This window comes from Micromonospora sp. CNZ297 (genome assembly GCF_007827625.1).
In genome coordinates this window covers 65,024-86,347 of sequence record NZ_VISU01000026.1, presented here as the reverse complement: position 1 = coordinate 86,347, position 21,324 = coordinate 65,024, and the positions used below count along the sequence as shown (strand labels likewise).

Genomic DNA, 21,324 nt, shown 5'->3' with positions numbered 1-21,324 from the left:
GAGTGACCGACCACCGCAGCCGGGCTCACCCCGGCGTGCTGCCACACCGCCGCCAGAGCCACACCCACGGCCCACAGCACCGGCTGCACCACCTCCACCCGCTCCAGCCACGACTCATCCTCGCCGGTCAACACCGACACCAGATCGACATCCAGGTACGGGGCCAGGGCCCGCTGACACTCCGCCAGCCGCGCGTCGAACACCGGCGTACGACCGACGAGACCCGCCGCCATTCGTGCCGACTGCGCGCCCTGGCCCGGGAACACGAACACCACACCCGCACCGGTGCCGGAAACCGCACCCGTCACGAGGTTCCCCGCCGGGGTACCGGCGGACAGGGCCTCCAGCCCCGCCAGCAACTCCTCAGTGCCCGACCCGACGACAGCGGCACGGTGATCGAACGCCGACCGGGTCGTAGCCAGGGACCAGCCCACCGCCGCCACATCCACCACGGCTTCGTTGGCCCGCTGGAGGTGCCCGGCGCCGCCGGCGCCGCGCCCGCGCAGGAAGTCCGCCAGGCGGGCCGCCTGCCCCGCGAGCGCGCCCTTCGACCGCGCCGACACCGGCCACACCACGACATCGGAGGCCACCAGGCCCGGGCCGTGCCCGACCGGAGCGACGGACAGCTCGTCGGCCTGCTCGATGATCACGTGGGCGTTCGTACCGGACATGCCGAACGACGACACCGCCGCCCGACGCGGGCGCTCCACCGCCGGCCACGGCCGCGCCTGCGTCGCCAGCTCCACCGCACCGGAGGTCCAGTCGATGTGCGGCGACGGCTCGTCCACGTGCAGCGTCGCCGGGACCACGCCCTCCCGCATCGCCAGCACCATCTTGATCACACCGGCGACACCCGAGGCGGCCTGGGTGTGGCCGATGTTCGACTTGATCGAGCCGAGCAGCAGCGGCTCGTGTCCCTCCCGGCCCTGCCCGTAGGTCGCCAGCAGGGCCTGCGCCTCGATCGGGTCACCCAGCGTCGTGCCCGTACCGTGCGCCTCCACCACGTCGACATCCGCGCTGCCCAGCCGGGCACCGGCGAGCGCCTGGCGGATCACCCGTTGCTGCGACGGACCGTTCGGGGCCGTCAGCCCGTTCGACGCACCATCCTGATTGACCGCACTGCCCCGCACGATCGCCAGCACCTCGTGACCGTTGCGCCGCGCGTCCGACAACCGCTCCACCAGCAGCACACCAACGCCCTCGCCCCAGCCCGTGCCGTCGGCACCCGCCGCGAACGCCTTGCACCGGCCGTCGGCCGCCAGGCCCCGCTGCCGGGAGAACTCGAAGAAGGTGCCGGGGGTGGCCATGACCGTGACGCCGCCGGCGAGGGCCAGGTCGCACTCGCCGCGCCGCAGCGACTGCACCGCCAGGTGCAACGCCACAAGCGACGACGAACACGCCGTGTCCACCGACACCGCCGGCCCCTCCAACCCCAACGCGTACGCCACCCGACCCGACACCACACTCGCGGCGTTCCCCGTGGCCCCGAACCCTTCGGCCTGCTCCCCCGCAGCCATGAGCAGGGCCCCATAGTCCTGACCATTCGTGCCCACGAACACCCCTGTTCGCGAACCCCGAAGAACCCCAGGCTCAACCCCTGCCCGCTCGACCGCCTCCCACGAGACCTCCAGCAGCAACCGCTGCTGCGGGTCCATCGCCGCCGCCTCGCGGGGCGAGATCCCGAAGAAGCCCGGGTCGAACTCGCCCGCCGCGTGCAGGAAGCCGCCCTGGTCGGCGTACGTGGTGCCGGGGTTGGCCGGGTCGGGGTCGTAGAGCCGGTCGAGGTCCCAGCCCCGGTCGGTCGGGAAGTCGCCGATCGCGTCGACGCCGTCGGCGACGAGGCGCCACAGTTGCTCGGGGCCGTCGACGCCGCCCGGGTAGCGGCAGGCCATGGCGACGACGGCCACCGGCTCGTCGTCGCCCACGGCGGCCGGGGCGGCATCCGGAACCGCCGCGGCGCCGGCGCCGAAGAGGCCGGCGAGCAGGAAGCGGGCCAGCACGGCCGGGTTCGGGTGGTCGAAGACCAGGGTGGTGGGCAGCGCCCGCCCGGTGGCGGCGACGAGCCGGTTGCGCAGCTCCACAGCGGTCAGCGAGTCGAAGCCGAGGTCGCGGAACGCGGTGGTCGCGCCGACGGCGGCGGCCCCGCCGTCGTGGCCGAGCACGTCGGCGGCGAGTTCGCGGACCATCTCGGCGACGGTCTCCTCGCGTCGGCCCGGGGCCAGCGCGGCGAGGCGCCGGCGCAGGGTCGCCGCCGGGCCGTCGTCGCCGTCGTCGGCTGCGGCGCCGCCGTCGAGGGCGGCCCGCGCCTCCGGTACGCCCTCTAGCAGTGGCCGGCGGCGGGCGGAGGCGTACGCGGGGGCGAACCGGGCCCAGTCCACGTCGGCCACCGTCACGGTGACGTCGTCGTGGTCGAGGGCCTGCTGCAACGCGGCCGTGGCGACGGCCGGGTCCATGGCGGGCAGGCCCCGACGGCGCAGGTTCCGTTCGGCGTCGGCGGCGTGCATACCGCCGTCGGACCAGGGCCCCCAGGCGATGGCGGTGCCGGACCGGCCGTCGGCGCGCCGCCGCTGCACGAGCGCGTCCAGGTAGGCGTTGCCGGCCGCGTATCCGGCCTGCCCGCCGCTGCCCCAGGTGGCGGCGATGGACGAGTAGACGACGAAGGCGTCCAGTTCCCGGTCGGCGAGCAGGTCGGCGAGGTGGGTGGCCCCGGCGGTCTTGCCGGCGGTGACCTCGGCCAGTTCGGCGGGGGTGACCTCCGCCAGCGGGGTGGCCTGCGCGACGCCGGCGGTGTGCACGACCGTACGCACCGGCGGGCCGGCGGCCTCGACCCGGTCGAGCAGGTCGGCGACGGCGGCCCGGTCGGCGATGTCGCAGGCGGCGACGGTGACCCTGGTCCCGAGGGCGGTCAGCTCGGCCTCCAGCGCGGCCGCGCCGGGGGCGCCGGGCCCGCGCCGGCTGACCAGCACGACGTGTTCGGCTCCGGCGGCGGCGAGCCAGCGGGCGGCGCGGGCCCCGAGCCCGCCCGTGCCGCCGGTGACCACTGCGGTGCCGGTGGGCGTGAACCGGCGCGCCGGCGGGCGGTCGCCGAGGGCGGCGCGGACGAGGCGGCGGGCGAAGACCCCGGGGCCGCGTACCGCCAGCTGGTCCTCGCCGGTCGATCCGGTGAGGATCGCGGCGAGCCGGGCGACGGCCCGGTCGTCGGCGTCGGACGGCAGGTCGACCAGGCCGCCCCAGCGATGCGGCGCCTCGACGCCGACGACCCGGCCGAGGCCCCAGATCGCTGCCTGCGCCGGGTCGACGAGCCGGTCGTACGAGGCGGCGGCGACCGCGCCCCGGGTGACCAGCCACAGCGGCGTGGCCCCGCCGGCGTCGCCGAGCGCCTGCGCGAGCGCGAGGGTGGCGGTCAGGCCGGGCAGGACCGTGCCGCCGGTGCGCGATTCCCCGGCGAGCAGGGAGACGACGCCGGCGGGCTCGGTGCCGGCGAGGGCTGCCGCGAGGGCCGCCCGGTCGGCGTCCGGCTCGACGGTCAGGGGCCGCACGTCGGCGCCGGCGTCGGTCAGCGCAGCCCGGACGGCCCGCGCCGCCGGGTCGTCCGCGTCGGCGGCGGGCAGCGCCAGCAGCCAGGTGCCGGTCAGCCGGGCGGGGGCGGGCTCGGGGGCCACCTGCCACTCCTCCCGGTACCGCCAGCCGTCGAGGACCGAGTGTTCCTGCCGCTGCCGCCGCCAGTCGGCGAGGACGGGCAGCAGGGTACGCAGCGACTCGGCGGCGGCGGTGTCGGTGACGGCGAGGGTGTCGCGCAGCGCGTCGAGATCGGCGCGTTCGACGGCGGCCCAGAACCGCCGGTCGAGCGCGCCGGCCCCGCCCGTCGTGGTGTCGTCGGCGGACGCCTCGGCCGGCACCCAGTAGTGCTGCCGCTCGAACGGGTAGGTGGGCAGGTCGACGAGCCGGCCGGGCAGGTCGGCGAGGACGTCCGCCCAGCGCGGCGGCGTACCGGCGACGTGGAGCTGGGCGAGGGCGGCGAGCAGGGTACGGCGGTCCGGGCGGTCCCGGCGCAGCACCGGAACCACCACGGCGGGGGCCGCGTCGGTGGTCTCGGTCTCGGTCCCGGCGAGGGTCTCCTGGACGCCGGCGGTGAGCACTGCGTCCGGTCCGACCTCCACGAAGGTACCGACGCCGTGGGCGCGCAGGGCGCGTACGCCGTCGGCGAAGCGGACCGCCTCCCGGACGTGGCGCACCCAGTAGTCCGGGTCGGTGAGCTGCGCCGGGTCGGCCAGCTCACCGGTCACGTTGGACACCACCGGCAGGGTCGGGGCGCGCAGGTCGAGCCGGGCCGCGACGGCGGCGAACTCGGCGAGCATCGGCTCCATCAGCGGGCTGTGGAAGGCGTGGCTGACCCGCAGCCGCCGCACCTGCACCCCCCGGTCGGTCCAGAGTCCCGCCAGCTCGTCGATGGCCGCGCCGTCGCCGGAGACGACGACGGCGTCGGGGCCGTTGACGGCGGCGACGGCGACCCGGTCGGTCAGCGCGGCGATCGACTCGGCGACCCGGGCCTCGTCGGCGGCCACGGCGAGCATCGCGCCGCCGGTGGGCAGGGCCTGCATGAGCCGGCCCCGGGCGGCGACGAGGGCGCACGCGTCGTCGAGGCCGAGCACGCCGGCCACGTGGGCGGCGGTCAGTTCGCCGACGGAGTGCCCGGCGACCAGATCGGGGGCCAGTCCCCAGGAGCCGAGCAGCCGGTGCAACGCCACCTCGACGGCGAACAGCGCGGCCTGGGTGAAGACGGTCTGGTCGAGCAGCGCCGCCTCGGCGGTGCCGGGCCCGGCGAACAGCAGCGGCTTCAGCGGCCGGGGCAGCCGGTGGTCGAGGTGGGCGCAGACCTCGTCGAGCGCCTCCGCGAAGACCGGGTACGCCTCGTACAGTTCCGCGCCGGCGCCGGCGCGCTGGGCACCCTGGCCGGAGAAGAGGAACGCGACCCCGCCCCGCTCGACGGCGGTGCCGGTGACCAGGCCGGGGAAGGGCCGGTCGTCGGCGAGGGCGTGCAGGGCGGCGAGCAGGCCGTCGCGGTCGTCGGCGAGGACGACCGCCCGGTGTTCCAGGGGCGAGCGGGAGACCGCCGAGGTCCAGGCGACGTCGGCCGGGCGTGCGTCCGGGTCGTCGGCGAGCCAGGCCGACCAGCGCTCGGCCTGGCGGCGCAGGGCGGTGCGGGTGCGGCCGGTGAGCAGCACCGGCGCGGGCGCGGGCGCCGCCGGGCGGTCCGCCTCGGCGCCGGCCGGCTCGGGCTGCTCGAGGATGAGGTGGGTGTTGGTGCCGCTCATTCCGAACGACGAGACGGCCGCCCGGCGCGGCCGGTCCACGGCCGGCCACGGCGTGGCCTCGGTGACCAGGGTGACCGCCCCGGCGGCCCAGTCCACGTGCGGGGTGGGCTCGTCGACGTGCAGGGTGGCCGGCACGATGCCGTGCCGCATCGCCTCCACCATCTTGATCACCCCGGCGATGCCGGCGGCGGCCTGGGTGTGGCCGATGTTCGACTTGATCGAGCCGAGCAGCAGCGGCGCGGCGTCGCCCCGCTCCCGGCCGTACGTGGCGAGCAGCGCCTGGGCCTCGATCGGGTCGCCGAGGGTGGTGCCGGTGCCGTGTGCCTCGACCACGTCGACCAGGTCGGGGGTGAGCTTCGCGCCGGCCAGGGCCTGCCGGATGACCCGCTGCTGGGACGGGCCGTTGGGGGCGGTGAGCCCGTTGGAGGCGCCGTCGGAGTTGACCGCCGAGCTGCGGATGACGCCGAGTACGGGGTGGCCGTTGCGGCGGGCGTCGCTGAGCCGTTCCAGCAGCAGCATGCCGACGCCCTCGGACCAGCCGGTGCCGTCGGCGGAGGCGGCGAACGACTTGCACCGGCCGTCGGCGGCGAGGCCGCGCTGCCGGGAGAACTCGACGAACGGGCCGGGGGTGGCCAGCACGGTCGCGCCGCCGGCCAGGGCGAGGCCGCACTCGCGTTGACGCAGCGCCTGGCAGGCGAGGTGGATGGCGACGGACGCCGACGAGCAGGCGGTGTCCACGGTGACCGACGGGCCTTCCAGCCCGAACGTGTACGCCAGCCGGCCGGAGACCACGCTGGCGGCGGTGCCGGTCAGCACGTACCCCTCGACGCCGGGCGCCCGGTGCAGCACGGCGGCGTAGTCCTGCCCGGAGGTACCGACGAAGACGCCGGAGCGGCTGCCGCGCAACGACAGCGGGGCGATGCCGGCGCGCTCGAACAGCTCCCAGGTGACCTCCAGCAGCAGCCGCTGCTGCGGGTCCATGGCGACCGCCTCGCGCGGCGAGATGCCGAACAGCGCGGCCTCGAACTCCCCCGCGTCGCGCAGGAACCCGCCGGCCGTGGTGTACGAGGTGCCGGCGTTGTCCGGATCGGCGTGGTAGAGCCGCTTCAGGTCCCAGCCGCGATCCGTGGGGAAGTCGCCGATGGCGTCCCCGCCGGACGAGACGAACTCCCACAGCTCCTCGGGCGAGCTGATGCCGCCCGGGTAGCGGCAGCTCATCGCCACGATCGCCACCGGCTCGGACTCCTCGGCGGTGACCTCGCGCAGCCGTTGGCGGGTCTGCTGCAGCTCGGCGACGACGCGCGTCAGGTATTCGCGCAGCCGCTCTTCGTCCGCCATGACATCTCGCTTTCTCGTGACACCACAGGTCCCCGTACGGCTCAGGAGAGCCCGAGGTCCTGGTCGATGAGGTCGAACAGCTCCTGGTTGCTGGCCGCCCGCAGCCGGTCGGCCACCTCGGCGGTCTCCTCCCGGCGTTCCTCCGCGACGCCGAGCCGTTCGAGCAGGCTGTGCAGGCGCATCGTGATCCGCACCCGGCCGATGTCGTCCGGGTCGCGCAGCGCGAGGGCGCTCTCCAACTGGTCCAGCTCCGCGAGGGTGGGCAGCGCCTCCACCGACGCCTCGTCGAGCAGTTCGGCCCGCAGGTGCTCGGCCAGCGCCTGCGGGGTCGGGTGGTCGAACACCACCGAGCTGGGCAGGCTCAGCCCGGTCGAGCGGGCCAGCCGGCCCCGCAGCTCCACGGCGGTGAGCGAGTCGAAGCCGAGGTCCCGGAAGGGCCGCCCGGCCTCCACCGCGTACGGGGTGTCGTGGCCGATGACCTCGCCCGCGGCGGTGCGGATGAGGTCGACCAGCAGCCGTACCTGTTCGGCCTGCGACAGCTCGCCGAGCCGCTTGCGCAGTTCGCCGGCGACCTGGTCGCCCTCCTCGGCGGTGGCACGCGCCGCCGCGGCCTGGGCGGCCACCTCGGCGATCTCGCTGATCAGCGGCCGGGGCCGGGCGGAGGCGAACACCGGCGCGAAGCGATCCCAGTCGATGTCGGCGACGGTGAGGGCGGTGTCGTCGCCGTCGAGGCCGGCGCGCAGGGCGGCCATCGCCGGTTCCCGGTCGAGCAGGGACACCCCGCGCCGGCTCATGGCCGCGGCGTGCGCGTCGGTCACCATGCCGCCGCCGGCCCAGGGGCCCCAGTTCACCGAGAGGTGCCGGGCCCGCCCGGCAGGCCGGGACTGCGCCCAGGCGTCCAGGAAGGCGTTGCCGGCGGCGTACGCGCCGTGGTCGCCGACGCCCCAGACGGCCGCGATGGAGGAGAAGTGCACGACCAGGTCGAGCGGCTCCGGGTCGAGGAGCTCGCCGAGGTGCCGGGCGCCGGCGATCTTGCCGGAGACGACGTCGGCGAGTTCCGCCTCGGTCACGGCGGCGACCGGGTTGAGCCGGCCCACCCCGGCGGCGTGCACCACCGCGTGCACGGTCTCGCCGTCGGCGCGCAGGGAGCGCACGAGGTCCGCGACGGCGTCCCGGTCGGCCAGGTCGCAGGCCAGCACCCGGGCCTCGACGCCGAGGGCGGCCAGTTCCGCCACCGCCTCGTCGGCCCCGGGGGCGGCCGCGCCGCGCCGGCTGACCAGCAGCAGTCGCCGCGTGCCGTGCCGGGCGAACCAGCCTGCGGCGTACCGGCCGACGGCGCCGGTGCCGCCGGTGACCAGGACGGTGTCCGGTGCCTGCCAGCCGGCCGGTGCCTCGGCGCGGGGCGCGCGCTCCAGCCGCCGCAGGTACGTCCCGGATTCGCGCACCGCGAGCTGGTCCTCGTCGCCGGCGGCGGTGAGGGCCGCCAGGACTCCCTCGGCGGCGGCGGTGTCCAGGGTGGCGGGCAGGTCCAGCAGGCCACCCCAGTGCCGGGGGTGTTCCAGCGCGGTCACCAGGCCGAGGCCCCACGTGGTGGCCTGGGCGGGGCGGGCGACGGGGTCGTCGGCGCCGGTGGCGACTGCCTGCCGGGTGAGCAGCCACAACGGTGCCGGGGGCAGGGCGTCCGTGACCGCCTGCACGAGGGCGAGGTTCGCGGTCAGGCCCCGCGGCACGGCCGGGCGCTCGGGGTGCGCCCGCTCGTCGAGGGCGAGCAGCGACACGATCCGGGCGGGCGCCGCGGCGGCGAGCTGCCCGGCGAGCGCGCTCCGGTCGGTCGTCGCCGGATCGACGACGATCTGCCGCACGTCACCGCCACGGGCGGTGAGCAGTTCGGCGAGCCGGTCGGCGACCGGCTGGCCGGTGCCGCTGTGCACAAGGGTCCAGGTGCCCTCGACGGCGCCCGCCGCGAGGGCCCGCGAACGCCAGGTGATCCGGTAGCGCCAGCCGCCGGCGAGGGTGTCCTCCCGCTGCCGGCGCCGCCACCGGTCCAGGTCCGGCAGCAGCTTCCGCAGCGGCCGGTCCGCGTCGAGTCCGAGCCGGCTGGCGAGTTCGTCGCCGTCGCCCGATGCCACGGCCCGCCAGAACGCCGAGTCGACGTCGTCGGGGGTGGTGGCGGGGGTGAGCCCCGGCGCCGCGTCGAGGGTCGGCCAGAACCGCTGGTGGGCGAACGCGTACGTGGGCAGGTCCACGTGGCCGCCACCGGGAAGCAGCGCCGGGAAACGTACGGGAATGCCGTGGCAGTACAGCTCGGCCACCGCGCCGAGCAGGGTGGTCACCTCGTCCTGGCCGGGCCGCTGCACGCCGGTCACGACGATCGGGGCGTCCACCGGCAGCGCGTCGGCGGTCAGTGCGGTCAGCACGGTGTCCGGCCCGACCTCCAGGAACCGGGTCACCCCGTGGGCGTGCAGGTGGGTGACGGTGTCGGCGAAGCGGACCGCCTCCCGGACGTGGCGCACCCAGTAGCCGGGGGTGCAGAGCTGCTCGGCGTCGACGACCGCGCCGGTCAGGTTCGACACCAGCGACACCGTCGGCGGGGCGTACGACAGGGTCGCCGCGACGGCCGCGAACTCGGCGAGCATCGGCTCCATCAACGGGCTGTGGAAGGCGTGGCTGACCCGCAGCCGCTTGGTGCGTACGCCGAGGTCGGCGAAGTGGGCGGCCAACCCGGCCAGCGCCTCGTCGGCGCCGGCGACGACGACGGCGGCCGGCCCGTTCACGGCGGCGACGGCCGCCTGTCCCGGCGTGCCGTCCAGCGCCCGCAGCACGTCAACCTCGGGCGCGGCGACGGCCAGCATCCCGCCGCCGGCGGGCAGGGCCTGCATCAGCCGGCCCCGGTTGCCGACGAGCGCGCAGGCGTCGGGCAGGTCGAGCACCCCGGCGACGTGGGCCGCGCTGATCTCCCCGACGGAGTGCCCGGCCACGAAGTCGGGCCGGATCCCCCAGTGTTCGAGCAGCCGGAACAGCGCCACCTCGACGGCGAAGAGCCCGGCCTGGGTGAAGACCGTCTGGTCGAGCAGGTCGGCCTCGGCGGCGCCGGGCTCGGCGAACAGCACCGTGCGCAGCGGCCGCGGCAGGTACGCGTCCAGGTGCTGGCACGCCTCGTCGACGGCCGCCGCGAAGACGGGGAACGTCTCGTACAGGCGGCGGCCCATGCCGGCGTGCTGGGCGCCCTGGCCGGAGAAGAGCATCGCCAGCGCCCCGCCGGGCTCGGCGACGCCCCGGGTGAGCCCGGGGTGCTCCTGCCCGGCGGCGAGGGCCCGCAGGCCGCCGAGGGCGGCGTCGGCGTCCTCGGCGAGCAGCACCGCGCGGTGCCGCAGCGGGGACCGTCCGGTCGCCAGTGCCCGGGCCACGTCGGCGGCGGACGCGGCGGTCTGCGGCAGCCAGTCGGCCAGCCGGGCCGCCTGGGCCCGCAGGCTGTCGGCGGTGTCGGCCGAGACGACCCAGGGCAGCACCGGCGGCCCGGCGGCGGGGCGGGGCGTGCCGGTGCCGGCCGGCGGCGCGGCCGGCGCCTGTTCGAGGATGACGTGCACGTTGGTGCCGCTGACCCCGAACGACGACACGGCGGCCCGGCGAGGCCGCTCCACGTCCGGCCACGGCTGCGCCTCGGTCAGCAGCGCGACGGCGCCCGCCGACCAGTCCACGTGCGGCGACGGCTCGTCCACGTGCAGGGTGGGCGGCAGCAGGTCGTGCTGGAGCGCCAGCACCATCTTGATCACGCCGGAGACCCCGGCGGCGGCCTGGGTGTGGCCGATGTTCGACTTGACCGAGCCGAGCAGCAGCGGCCGGTCGGCGGGCCGGTCCCGCCCGTACGTGGCCAGGAGCGCCTGCGCCTCGATCGGGTCGCCGAGCCGGGTGCCGGTGCCGTGCCCGTCGACGGCGTCCACGTCGGCGGCGGTCAGCCGCGCGTTGGCCAGCGCCTGGTTGATCACCCGCTCCTGGGCGGGCCCGTTGGGCGCGGTCAGGCCGTTGCTGGCGCCGTCCTGGTTCATGGCCGAACCGCGGACGACGGCAAGGATCCGCCGGCCGTCGCGCTGGGCGTCGGAGAGCCGCTGCAACATCACCAGGCCGACGCCCTCGCCCCAGCCGGTGCCGTCGGCGGCCCCGGCGAACGACTTGCACCGGCCGTCGAGGGCGAGCCCACGCTGCCGGGCGAATTCGAGGAACGGGCCGGGGGTGGCCATCACCGTCACGCCGCCGGCGACCGCGACGTCGCACTCGCCCTGCCGCAGGGACTGGCAGGCCAGGTGCAGCGCCACCAGCGACGACGAGCAGGCGGTGTCGACGCTGACGGCCGGGCCCTGCAACCCGAAGTGGTACGCCAGCCGACCGCTGATGACGGCGGCGACGTTGCCGGTGGCCTGGTAGCCCTCGGTCTCGACCCGGGCGGCCATCAGCAGCGTCGCGTAGTCCTGGCCGTTGGTGCCGACGAAGATGCCGGTGTTGGTCTCCCGCATGTCGGCCGGCGCGGTGCCGGCCCGCTCGAACAACTCCCAGGCGCTCTCCAGCAGCACCCGCTGCTGCGGGTCCATCACCATCGCCTCGCGCGGGGAGATGCCGAACAGGGCCGCGTCGAAGCCGGCGGCGTCGGTGAGGAAGCCGCCCTCCCGCACGTACGAGGTGCCGGGCCGGTCGGGGTCGGGGTCGTAGATGGCCGCCAGGTCCCAGCCCCGGTCGGCCGGGAACTCCGCGATGCCGTCGCGCCCCTCGGCGACGAGTCGCCACAGGTCCTCGGGGCCGGCGACGCCGCCGGGGTAGCGGCAGCTCATCGAGACGATGGCGATCGGCTCGTCCAGCGCGGTGGCGGCCCGGGTGGGAACCGCCGCCGGGCTGTCGTCGCCCGCGAGCCTGCCCGCCAGGTGCTCGGCGAGGGCGTCGGGCGTCGGGCGGTCGAACACCAGGGTCGCCGGCAGGTTCAGCCCCACCGCCTCGGCGAGCCGGTTGCGCATCTCGACGGCGCTGAGCGAGTCGAAGCCGATCTCCCGGAACGACCGGTCCGCAGCGAGCGCCTGCGGCGAGGCCAGCCGCAGCACCGCCGCCGCGTGGACCCGTACGAGGTCGAGCAGGACCCGGCGGCGCTCCGGCGCGGCGAGGCCGGCCAGCCGGCCGCGCAGCGGCGAGGCCGTGTCGGACGGGTCGGCGTCGCGCTGCCCGGCGGCGAGCAGTTGCGCCACCTCGGGGACGTCGGCGATCAGCGGCCGGGGGCGGGCCAGCGTGTAGGTCTGGAGGAACCGGTCCCAGGCGATGTCCGCCACGGTGAGCGTGGTGTCGCCGTCGTCGAGCGCCCCGGCCAGCACGGAGACCGCGAGGTCGGGGCGCATGGCCCGGACGCCCGAGCGGAACATCTGGTCGGCGGCGCCCTCGGCGTCGACCATGCCGCCGCCGTCCCAGGCGCCCCAGGCGATGGCGGTGGCGGCCCGGCCGCGCCGTCGCCGGTCCTCGGCGAGCGCGTCGAGGAAGGCGTTGGCGGCGGCGTAGCCGCCCTGGTGCCCGCCGCCCCAGACGCCCGCGCCGGAGGAGAAGAGCACGAACGCCGACAGATCGTCGCCGCACGCCTCGTCCAGGTTCACCGCGCCGGCCACCTTGGCCCGCAGGGCGCCAGCGAGGTCGGCCACGTCGGTGGCCGCGACCGGCGCGGCGTGGGCCACGCCCGCGGTGTGGAACACGGCCCCGACGCGGGTGCCCTGCGCGGCCAGCCGCTCGACGAGGGCCCGTACGGCGGCGGGGTCCGCGACGTCGCAGGCGGCCACGGTGACGGTGGCGCCGGCGGCGCGCAGTTCGTCGGCCAGCGCGTCGGCGCCGGGCGTGGCGGGCCCCTGGCGGCCGGTCAGCACCAGCTCGCCGACGCCCTCGCGGGCCAGCCAGCGCGCGACCTGGGCCCCGATCGACCCGAGGCCGCCGGTGACCAGGACGGCGCCGCTGGCGGGACGCCAGTCCCCGGTCGCCGTCCGGTCGGTGCGGGCCCGGACCAGTCGCCGGGCGAACACCCCGGAGGGGCGCAGCGCCAGCTGGTCCTCGGCGTCGACGCCGGCCAGCACCGCCACGAGCCGGGCCCGGTCCCGGGGGTCCAGCTTCGTGGGCAGGTCGACGAGGCCACCCCAGCGGTCCGGGTGCTCCAGGGCGACCACCCGGCCGAGCCCCCAGAGCATCGCCTGCCGGGGGCGGTCGAGCTGGTCGGCCCGGCCGGTCGAGACCGCGCCGGCGGTGGCGCACCACAGCGGCGCGGTGATTCCGGCGTCGCCGAGGGCCTGGACCAGTGCGTACGTGGCGGCGAGGCCCGCCGGGACGACCGGGTGGGCCGGGTGCGGCGCGTCGTCCAGGCCGAGCAGCGAGAGCACGCCGGCGACGGGCCCACCGGTACGGGCGAGCCGGTCGGCAAGCGCCTGCCGGTCCGGCTCCGTCGCGTCGATCCGGACGACCTCGGCCCCGCCCTCGCCCAGCACCCGGGCGACGCCGTCAGCCAGGGGGTGCTCGACGCCGGCGGCCGGCACGACCAGCAGCCAGGTGCCGGCGAGGGTGGCCTCCGCGACGGTCAGCGGCTTCCAGGTCACCCGGTAGCGCCACAAGTCGACGGTGGACTCTTCGCGGCGGCGCCGGCGCCACGAGGAGAGCAGCGGCAGCGCGGGGTCGAGGGAGCGGGCCGTGGCCTCGTCGATGCGCATCGCGGCGGCCAGCGCCTGCGCGTCGGCGCGTTCCACGGCCTCCCAGAATTTCCGGTCCGCCTCGTCGGCGACGGCGAGGGCGGGGGCGGTCGCTGCCGTCGGCTGCGGCCAGTAGCGCTGGCGCTGGAAGGCGTACGTGGGCAGCGCGACCGGCGGGCCGGTGGGGGCGCCCAGGATCGCCGTCCAGTCGACCGGCACGCCGTGCACGTGCAGCCCGGCGAGGACCGTCAGCATGCGCTGCCAGCCACCGGCCAGGGTGTCCTCGGCGGCCACCACGACGGCGTCGTCGGCCCGCGCGCTCTCGCGGATCCCGGCGGCGAGCACGGACGCGGGAGCGGCCTCGAGGAAGACCCGGTGGCCCTCGTCGAGCAGGACGCGTAAGGCGTCGGCGTCGGCGTCGGCGTCGGCGTCGGCGGACAGTTCCCGGTACCACCGGGCGGCGTCGAGGCCGTCGGTGTCGACCCGTCCGCCGGTCACGGCCGAGTACAGCGGCACCTCGGCCGCCCCGAGGGTGGTCCCGGCCAGCGCGTCCGGGTCGGCGTCGGCCCGACTGCCGAGGGCGATCGTCCTCGCCGCGTCCTCCAGCGACAGCGCGCCGGCCACGCAGGCGGCCGCGACCTCGCCGTGGGCGTGCCCGACCACGGCGGCGGGCCGGACGCCGAGCGAACGCCACCAGCGGGCCAGCGAAACCGCCACGGCCCACCGGACGGGGTGCGTCACCCGGGGGTCCGTCGCGGGCGGGGCACCGTCGGCACCGCGCAGCACGGCGGTGAGCGACCAGTCCACGTGGGGGGTGAGGGCCGCCTCGCAGGCGGCGATCACGGCGGCGAACTCCGGCGACCGGTCCAGCAGCTCGACGGCCGTGGCGGGCCACGGGTCGCCGTGGCCGGGGAAGACGAGGATCGGGTCGGTGCCTCGCGCGGCGACGCCGGTGACGGCGGTGGCCCCGCCGAGGTGGAACGACTCCAAGGCGCGCGTCAGGCCGACTGTGTCGCGGCCGAGGACGACGGCGCGGTGCGCGAACGCGGTCCGGGTGGTGACCAGGGCGTGTGCGACGTCGGCCGGCGCCAGCTCCGGGTGTGCCGCGAGGTGCGCGCCCAGCCGGGCCGCCTGGTCGCGCAGCGCCGGAGCGTCCGCGGCGGAGAGCACCAGGGGTACGAGTCCGGCGCGCGGCCCGTCGGCGGCGCGTGCGTCGACCGCCTCGGCGGGCGGCTGCTCGATGATCACGTGCGCGTTCGTGCCGGAGATCCCGAACGACGACACCGCCGCCCGACGCGGACGGTCCACCCGCGGCCACGGGGTGGGCTCGGTGGCCAGGGCCACCGCCCCCGCCGACCAGTCGACATGCGGCGACGCCTCGTCCACATGCAACGTCGCCGGCACCAGACCGTGCCGCATCGCCAACACCATCTTGATCACACCAGCCACACCCGCAGCCGCCTGCGTGTGCCCGATGTTCGACTTCACCGACCCCAACAGCAACGGCCGATCCTGCGGACGCTCCTGCCCGTAGGTGGCCAGCAGAGCCTGCGCCTCGATCGGGTCACCGAGGGTCGTGCCCGTGCCGTGTGCCTCGACGGCGTCCACGTCGGCCGGAGTCAGGCGGGCGTTCGCGAGGGCCTGGTGGATCACGCGCTGCTGCGAGGGGCCGTTCGGGGCGGTCAGGCCGTTGGACGCGCCGTCCTGGTTCACGGCCGTACCACGCAGGACGGCGTGGATGCGCCGGCCTTCCCGCTGGGCGTCGGAGAGCCGCTGCACGAGCAGGACACCCACGCCCTCGCTCCAGCCGGTGCCGTCGGCCGAGGCGGCGAACGACTTGCACCGGCCGTCCTGCGACAGACCACGCTGCCGGGAGAACTCGATGAACGTCCCCGGCGTCGCCATCACCGTCACACCACCGGCCAACGCCAGATCACACTCACCGGAACGCAACGCCTGCGCGGCGAGGTGCAGCGCGACGAGGCTGGACGAGCAGGCCGTGTCGACGGTCACGGCAGGGCCTTCGAGGCCGAACGTGTACGCCACCCGCCCGGACAGCACGCTGCCCGAGTTGCCGGTGCCGACGTAGCCCTCCACCTCGCCGGCCAGCTCCATCAGCCGCGTCGCGTAGTCGTGGTACATCACCCCGGCGAAGACACCCGTCCGGCTGCCCCGCAACCGCTGCGGGTCCAGCCCGGCCGACTCGAACGACTCCCACGACGCCTCCAGCAGCAACCGCTGCTGCGGATCCATCGCCAGAGCCTCACGCGGCGAGATGCCGAAGAACGCCGGGTCGAACGCACCCGCGTCATACAGGAAGCCGCCGTGCCGGGTGTACGACGTCCCGGGGTGGTCCGGATCGGGATCGAAGAGGCTCTCCAGGTCCCAGCCACGGTCGGTGGGGAACTCCCCGATCCCCTCCCCGCCGGCGGCCAGCAGCGCCCACAACTGGTCGGGCGTCTCGACGCCGCCCGGGTAGCGGCAGGCCATGCCGACGATGGCGAGCGGCTCGTCGGCGCGGGTGGTGGTCCGCACGCCCGGCGCGGCGGGACCGCCGGCGGCACCGGCGAGTTCGGCGTGCACGTGGACGGCGAGCGCCTGCGGCGTCGGGTAGTCGAACACCAGCGTCGAGGGCAGCCGCAGGCCGGTGGCCGCGTTCACGCGGTTGCGCAGGTCGACGGCGGTCAGCGAGTCGAAGCCCAGCTCGCGGAACGCCCGGTCGGCAGGCACGGCCTCCGCCCCGCCGTGCCCGAGCACCTGCGCGACGAGGCCGCGTACCAGCACGTCGACCTGGGCGCGCGCCTCATCGGCGGTCAGGCCACCGATACGGGTCGCCCAGGTGGTGCCCTGTCCCGCCTGGCGCCGGATCGTGGTCGTACCGATCAGGTTGCGGAGCATCGGCGGCACCGGGCCGGTGCCGACGGCGGCCCGGAGGGCGGCCAGGTCGATCACGGCGGGCACCAAGGCGGGGCGGTCTGCGGTGAGCGCGGCGTCGAACAGGCGCAACCCGGTGTCGGCGCTCATCGCGGTGAGGCCGCCCCGCGCCGATCGCGCCCGGTCGGCGTCGTCGAGGGACGCGGCCATGCCGGCGGTGTCCCACATGCCCCAGGCGAGGCTGACGGCAGGCAACCCGAGCTGCCGCCGGTAGACCGCCAGGGCGTCGAGGAACGCGTTACCCGCCGCGTACGCCGACTGACCCGGCGAACCCAGCACACCCGCCACCGACGAGAACACCACGAACAAGTCGAGATCCAGACCCGCCGTCGCCTCGTGCAACAACCAACCCGCCGACACCTTCGGCGCCAGCACCGCACGAAGCCGCTCGGCGGTCAGCCCTTCGACTACGCCGTCGTCCAGGACACCGGCGGTGTGCACCACACCCGCCAGCCGGCCCTCAGCGGAAACCTCCGCCACCAGGGCGGACGCCTGATCCCGGTCCGTCACGTCGCAGGCGACCACCCGCACCGACGCACCCAGCGCGGTCAGCCGCTCCGACAACTCACCGGCACCCGCAGCCGCCGGGCCACGACGCGACACCAGCACCAGCGACCGCACGCCATGCGCCGACACCAGGTGCTCCGCGACCAACGCCCCGAGCGCACCCGTACCGCCGGTCACCAGCACCGCGCCGTCACCCACGACCGGCGTCTCCACCGACGCCGGGGCGACCGCACGCACCAGACGCGGCACGAACACCTCACCCGAGCGCACCGCGACCTGACCACCGAACGCCACCGGCTCGTCGGCCACGGAAGTCAGCACATCCAGCAGCCCGGCGTCCACGTCACCGTCGACGTCCGCCAGGACGATGCGACCCGGGTGCTCCGACTGCGCCGAGCGCAGCAGACCCCAGACCGCCGCTGCGGCCAGGTCGGTGACCCGGTCTCCGTCCCCAACCGACACCGCACCCCGGGTCACCACGACCAACCGCGACTCCGCCAGCGCGTCGGCCGCCAGCCAGGACCGCACCGTCGCCAGCATCTGCGACGTCGCCGCCCGCACCGACTCGGGGCCGTTGTCGACGGCGGCGGCGGGCATCTCACCGGGGGCCGAAGCAGGTTCCGTCCCGACGTGAAGGGCCCGGCGCAGGCCACCCGCCGGCACCAGCAACAGACGCGGCGCCACACCCGACGCCACGGCGACCGCCTCGACGTCGGCGTACACCGGCAGCTCAGCGACGGCCGGCAGGTCGGCGGCGGCGGCGGGCGAGCCCAGCAGCGCCCACCCGGAGGCGTCCCCGGCTGGGGCGACCTCCTGGGCCTGCCAGGTGAGTTCGAACAGCGACCGGGCCGACGCGTCCGGGGACGACGACACCCCGGTCAGCTCGCGCAGGGCGAGGGTGTCGACCGATACTACGGCCGCGCCCGACTCGTCGCACGCGACCAGACGCACCGCCGAGCCCGCGCGCGTGAGCCGCACCCGCAGCACACGCGCACCCGAGGCATGCACCTGCACACCCTCGAACGCGAACGGCACCCGAGGCCCACCCGAGCCCTCCAAGCCGGGCAGCAACCCGATCGGATGCAGCGCGGCGTCCAGCAGCGCCGGGTGCACGCCGAACCCCGCGGCGTCACCGGCCACCTCGTCCGGCAACGCCACCTCGGCGTACACGTCCTCGCCGACGGTCCACACCCGGCGCAGCCCCCGGAACACCGGCCCGTACGACAGGCCGTGCTCCGCCAGCACCGGATACCAGCCCGCCACGTCCACCTCGACGCCGTCGACCGGCGGCCACTCCCCCACGCCCGGCTCGTCGGCCGACGCCGGCTCCAGCACACCCTCCGCGTGCCGGACCCACTCCGGGTCGGCGGCCTCCTCGGGCTGCGAGTGCACGGTCACCGATCGCACGCCGGTCTCGTCGGCCGCGCCGACGCGCACCTGCACCCGCACCGCACCCGCCTGCGGCAGCACCAGCGGCGCGGCCACGGTCAACTCCCGCACCCGCGACGCACCCACCTCGTCACCCGCCCGCACCGCCAACTCCACCAGAGCGGCGCCCGGCACGATCACCGCGCCGGAGACGACGTGGTCGGCGAGCCACGCGTGCGTCGACGTCGACAGGCGGCCGGTCAGCACCACCATGTCCGCGCCGGCCACGGAGACGGCCGCGGCGAGCAGCGGATGCCCGGCCACGCCGAGGCCCGCCCCGGACACGTCCGTCCAGCGGCCCGCCGGCTCCAGCCAGTAGCGCTGGTGCTGGAAGGCGTACGTCGGCAGGTCCAGGTGCCGGCCGCCGGCCCGGCCGAGCAGGTCCGCCCAGCCGACGGTCACGCCGTGCACGTGCAGCGCTGCGAGGGCCTCCAGGAGGGCCTGCGGCTCGGGGCGGTCGTGGCGCGACGCGGACACCAGCAGGGGCGCCGGTTCGTCGTCCGAGCGCTCGGCGAGGCAGTTCTGCGCCATGGCGGTCAGGACGCCGTTCGGTCCGACCTCGAGGTAGGTGTCGACGTCCCCGGCGCGCAGGCAGTCGACGGCGTCGGCGAAGCGCACCGTGCCGCGTACGTGGCGCACCCAGTAGCCCGGGTCGCAGAGCTGGTCGGCGTCGGCGACGCGGCCGGTCAGGTTCGACACCACCGGGATCGTCGGCGGCCGGAACGTCAGCCCCTCGGCGACGGCCGCGAACTCGGCCAGCATCGGGTCCATCCGCGCGCTGTGGAAGGCGTGGCTGACCCGCAGGCGGCGGGTCTGCACGCCCCGCTCGGACCACACCCGCTGCACCTCGTCGAGGGCCTCGGCGTCGCCCGCCACCACCACGGCGGCGGGGCCGTTCACGGCGGCCACGTCCAGCCGGCCGGGCAGCCCCGCCAGGGAGGCGGCCACCGCGGCCTCGTCGGCCGCCACGGCGAGCATGCCGCCGCCCGCCGGCAGGGCCTGCATCAGCCGACCCCGCGCCGCGACCAGCGCGCACGCGTCGGCCAGGGAGAACACGCCCGCCACATGCGCCGCCGCGATCTCACCGATGGAGTGCCCGGCCACCAGGTCCGGCACGACACCCAACGACTCGACCAACCGGAACAGGGCCACCTCGACGGCGAACAGCCCCGCCTGGGTGAACACCGTCTGGTCCAGCAGCCCCGCCTCAGGCGTACCCACCCCGGCGAACAACACCTCCCGCAGCGCACGCGGCAGCAGCGGATCCAGGTAATCACACACCTCGTCCAGGGCCGCGGCGAAGACCGGGAACGCCGCGTACAGCTCACGACCCATACCGGCGCGCTGCGCGCCCTGACCGGAGAAGAGGAAGGCCACCCGGCCGCGCGGCGCCGACGCACCGGTGGTGACGGTGCCGGCCGGCTCGCCTGCGGCGAGGGCCCGCAGCCCGGCGAGCAGGTCGTCCGCGTCGCCGGCCAGGACGACCGCGCGGTGCTCCAGTCCCGCGCGGTTGACCGAGGAGGCCGCGACGTCGACCGGGCGCGGGGAGTCGACGCGGGCGAGGTGGTCGGCCCAGCGGCCGGCCTGCCCGGCGAGCGCCTCGGGCGTACGGGCGGAGAGGAACACCGGGGCGAGCGGAAGCGCCACCGGCGCGTCGGCGGCGGACGGGGCCTCCTCCGTGGACGGGGCGTCGTCGACGGGCGCCTCCTCCAGGATGACGTGCGCGTTCGTACCGCTGATGCCGAAGGACGACACGGCGGCCCGGCGCGGCCGGTCGGTGGCCGACCACGTGCGTGCCTCGGTCAGCAGCGAGACCTGCCCGGCGGACCAGTCGATGTGCGGGGAGGGCTCGTCGACGTGCAGGGTGGCGGGCATGGTGCGGTGCCGGATCGCCTCGATCATCTTGATCAGGCCGGCGGCACCGGCGGCAGCCTGGGTGTGGCCCAGGTTCGACTTGACCGAGCCCAGCCAGAGCGGCCCGCCGTCGCCCCGGTCCTGCCCGTACGTGGCCAGCAGTGCCTGTGCCTCGATGGGGTCGCCGAGGGTGGTGCCGGTGCCGTGCGCCTCGACCACGTCGATGTCGGCCGGCGAGAGCCGGGCGTTGGCGAGAGCCTGCCGGATGACCCGCTCCTGTGACGGTCCGTTGGGCGCGGTGAGCCCGCTGCTGGCGCCGTCCTGGTTGACGGCGCTGCCCCGGACCACGGCGAGGATCCGGCGGCCGTCGCGGCGGGCGTCGGAGAGCCGTTGCAGGAGCAGCACGCCGACGCCCTCGGACCAGCCGGTGCCGTCGGCGGCGGCGGCGAAGGACTTGCAGCGGCCGTCCGAGGCCAGGCCCCGCTGGCGGGAGAAGTCGGCGAACGTGCCGGGGGTGGACATCACGGTGACGCCGCCGGCGAGGGCGAAGTCGCAGTCCCGCTGGCGCAGCGACTGCGTGGCGAGGTGCACGGCGACCAGCGACGACGAGCACGCCGTGTCCACAGTGACGGCTGGGCCCTCCAGCCCGAATGTGTACGCCACCCGCCCGGACACCACGCTGCCGGAGTTGCCGGTGCCGATGTAGCCCTCGACGCCGTCGGGCAGGTCCAGCACCCGCGACGCGTAGTCGTGGTACATGACCCCGGCGAAGACGCCGGTCCGGCTGCCGCGCAGCGCCTGCGGGTCGATGCCGGCGTGCTCGAACGCCTCCCAGGAGGTCTCCAGCAGCAACCGCTGGTGCGGGTCCATCGCCAGGGCCTCGCGGGGGCTGATGCCGAAGAAGCCCGGGTCGAACTGCGGCGCGTCGTAGAGGAAGCCACCCTGGCTGCTGGTCGACGTGCCCGGGTTGTCCGGGTCGACGTCGAAGAGCCGCTCCAGGTCCCAGCCCCGGTCGGCCGGGAAGTCGCCCACCCCGTCGCCGCCCCGGTCGACGAGGTCCCACAGCTCCGCCGGGCTGGACACGCCGCCCGGGAACCGGCACGCCATGCCGATGACTGCCATCGGCTCGCGGTCCTTGGCCTCCACCTCGCGTACCCGCCGGCGCGCGTCGCGCAGGTCGGCAGTCGCACGCCGGAGGTAGTCGAGGAACTCTGCCTCAGTGGGCATCGGGCCACTCCGTATCGGGGTTCGAG

The 21,324-nt window shown here is 76.2% G+C and carries 2 protein-coding genes; both read right to left on the bottom strand.

What is annotated here, in order from left to right; all coding sequences use genetic code 11:
- Positions 1–6,623: type I polyketide synthase (locus FB454_RS30345; RefSeq protein WP_486485479.1), on the bottom strand; the 6,623-nt coding region annotated here is incomplete at its 3' end.
- A gap of 71 nt (positions 6,624–6,694) precedes the next feature.
- Positions 6,695–21,298, bottom strand: coding sequence for a type I polyketide synthase (locus tag FB454_RS30340; protein WP_145752179.1), 14,604 nt, complete (start codon positions 21,296–21,298; stop codon positions 6,695–6,697).
- Between the last annotated feature and the right edge of the window lie 26 nt (positions 21,299–21,324).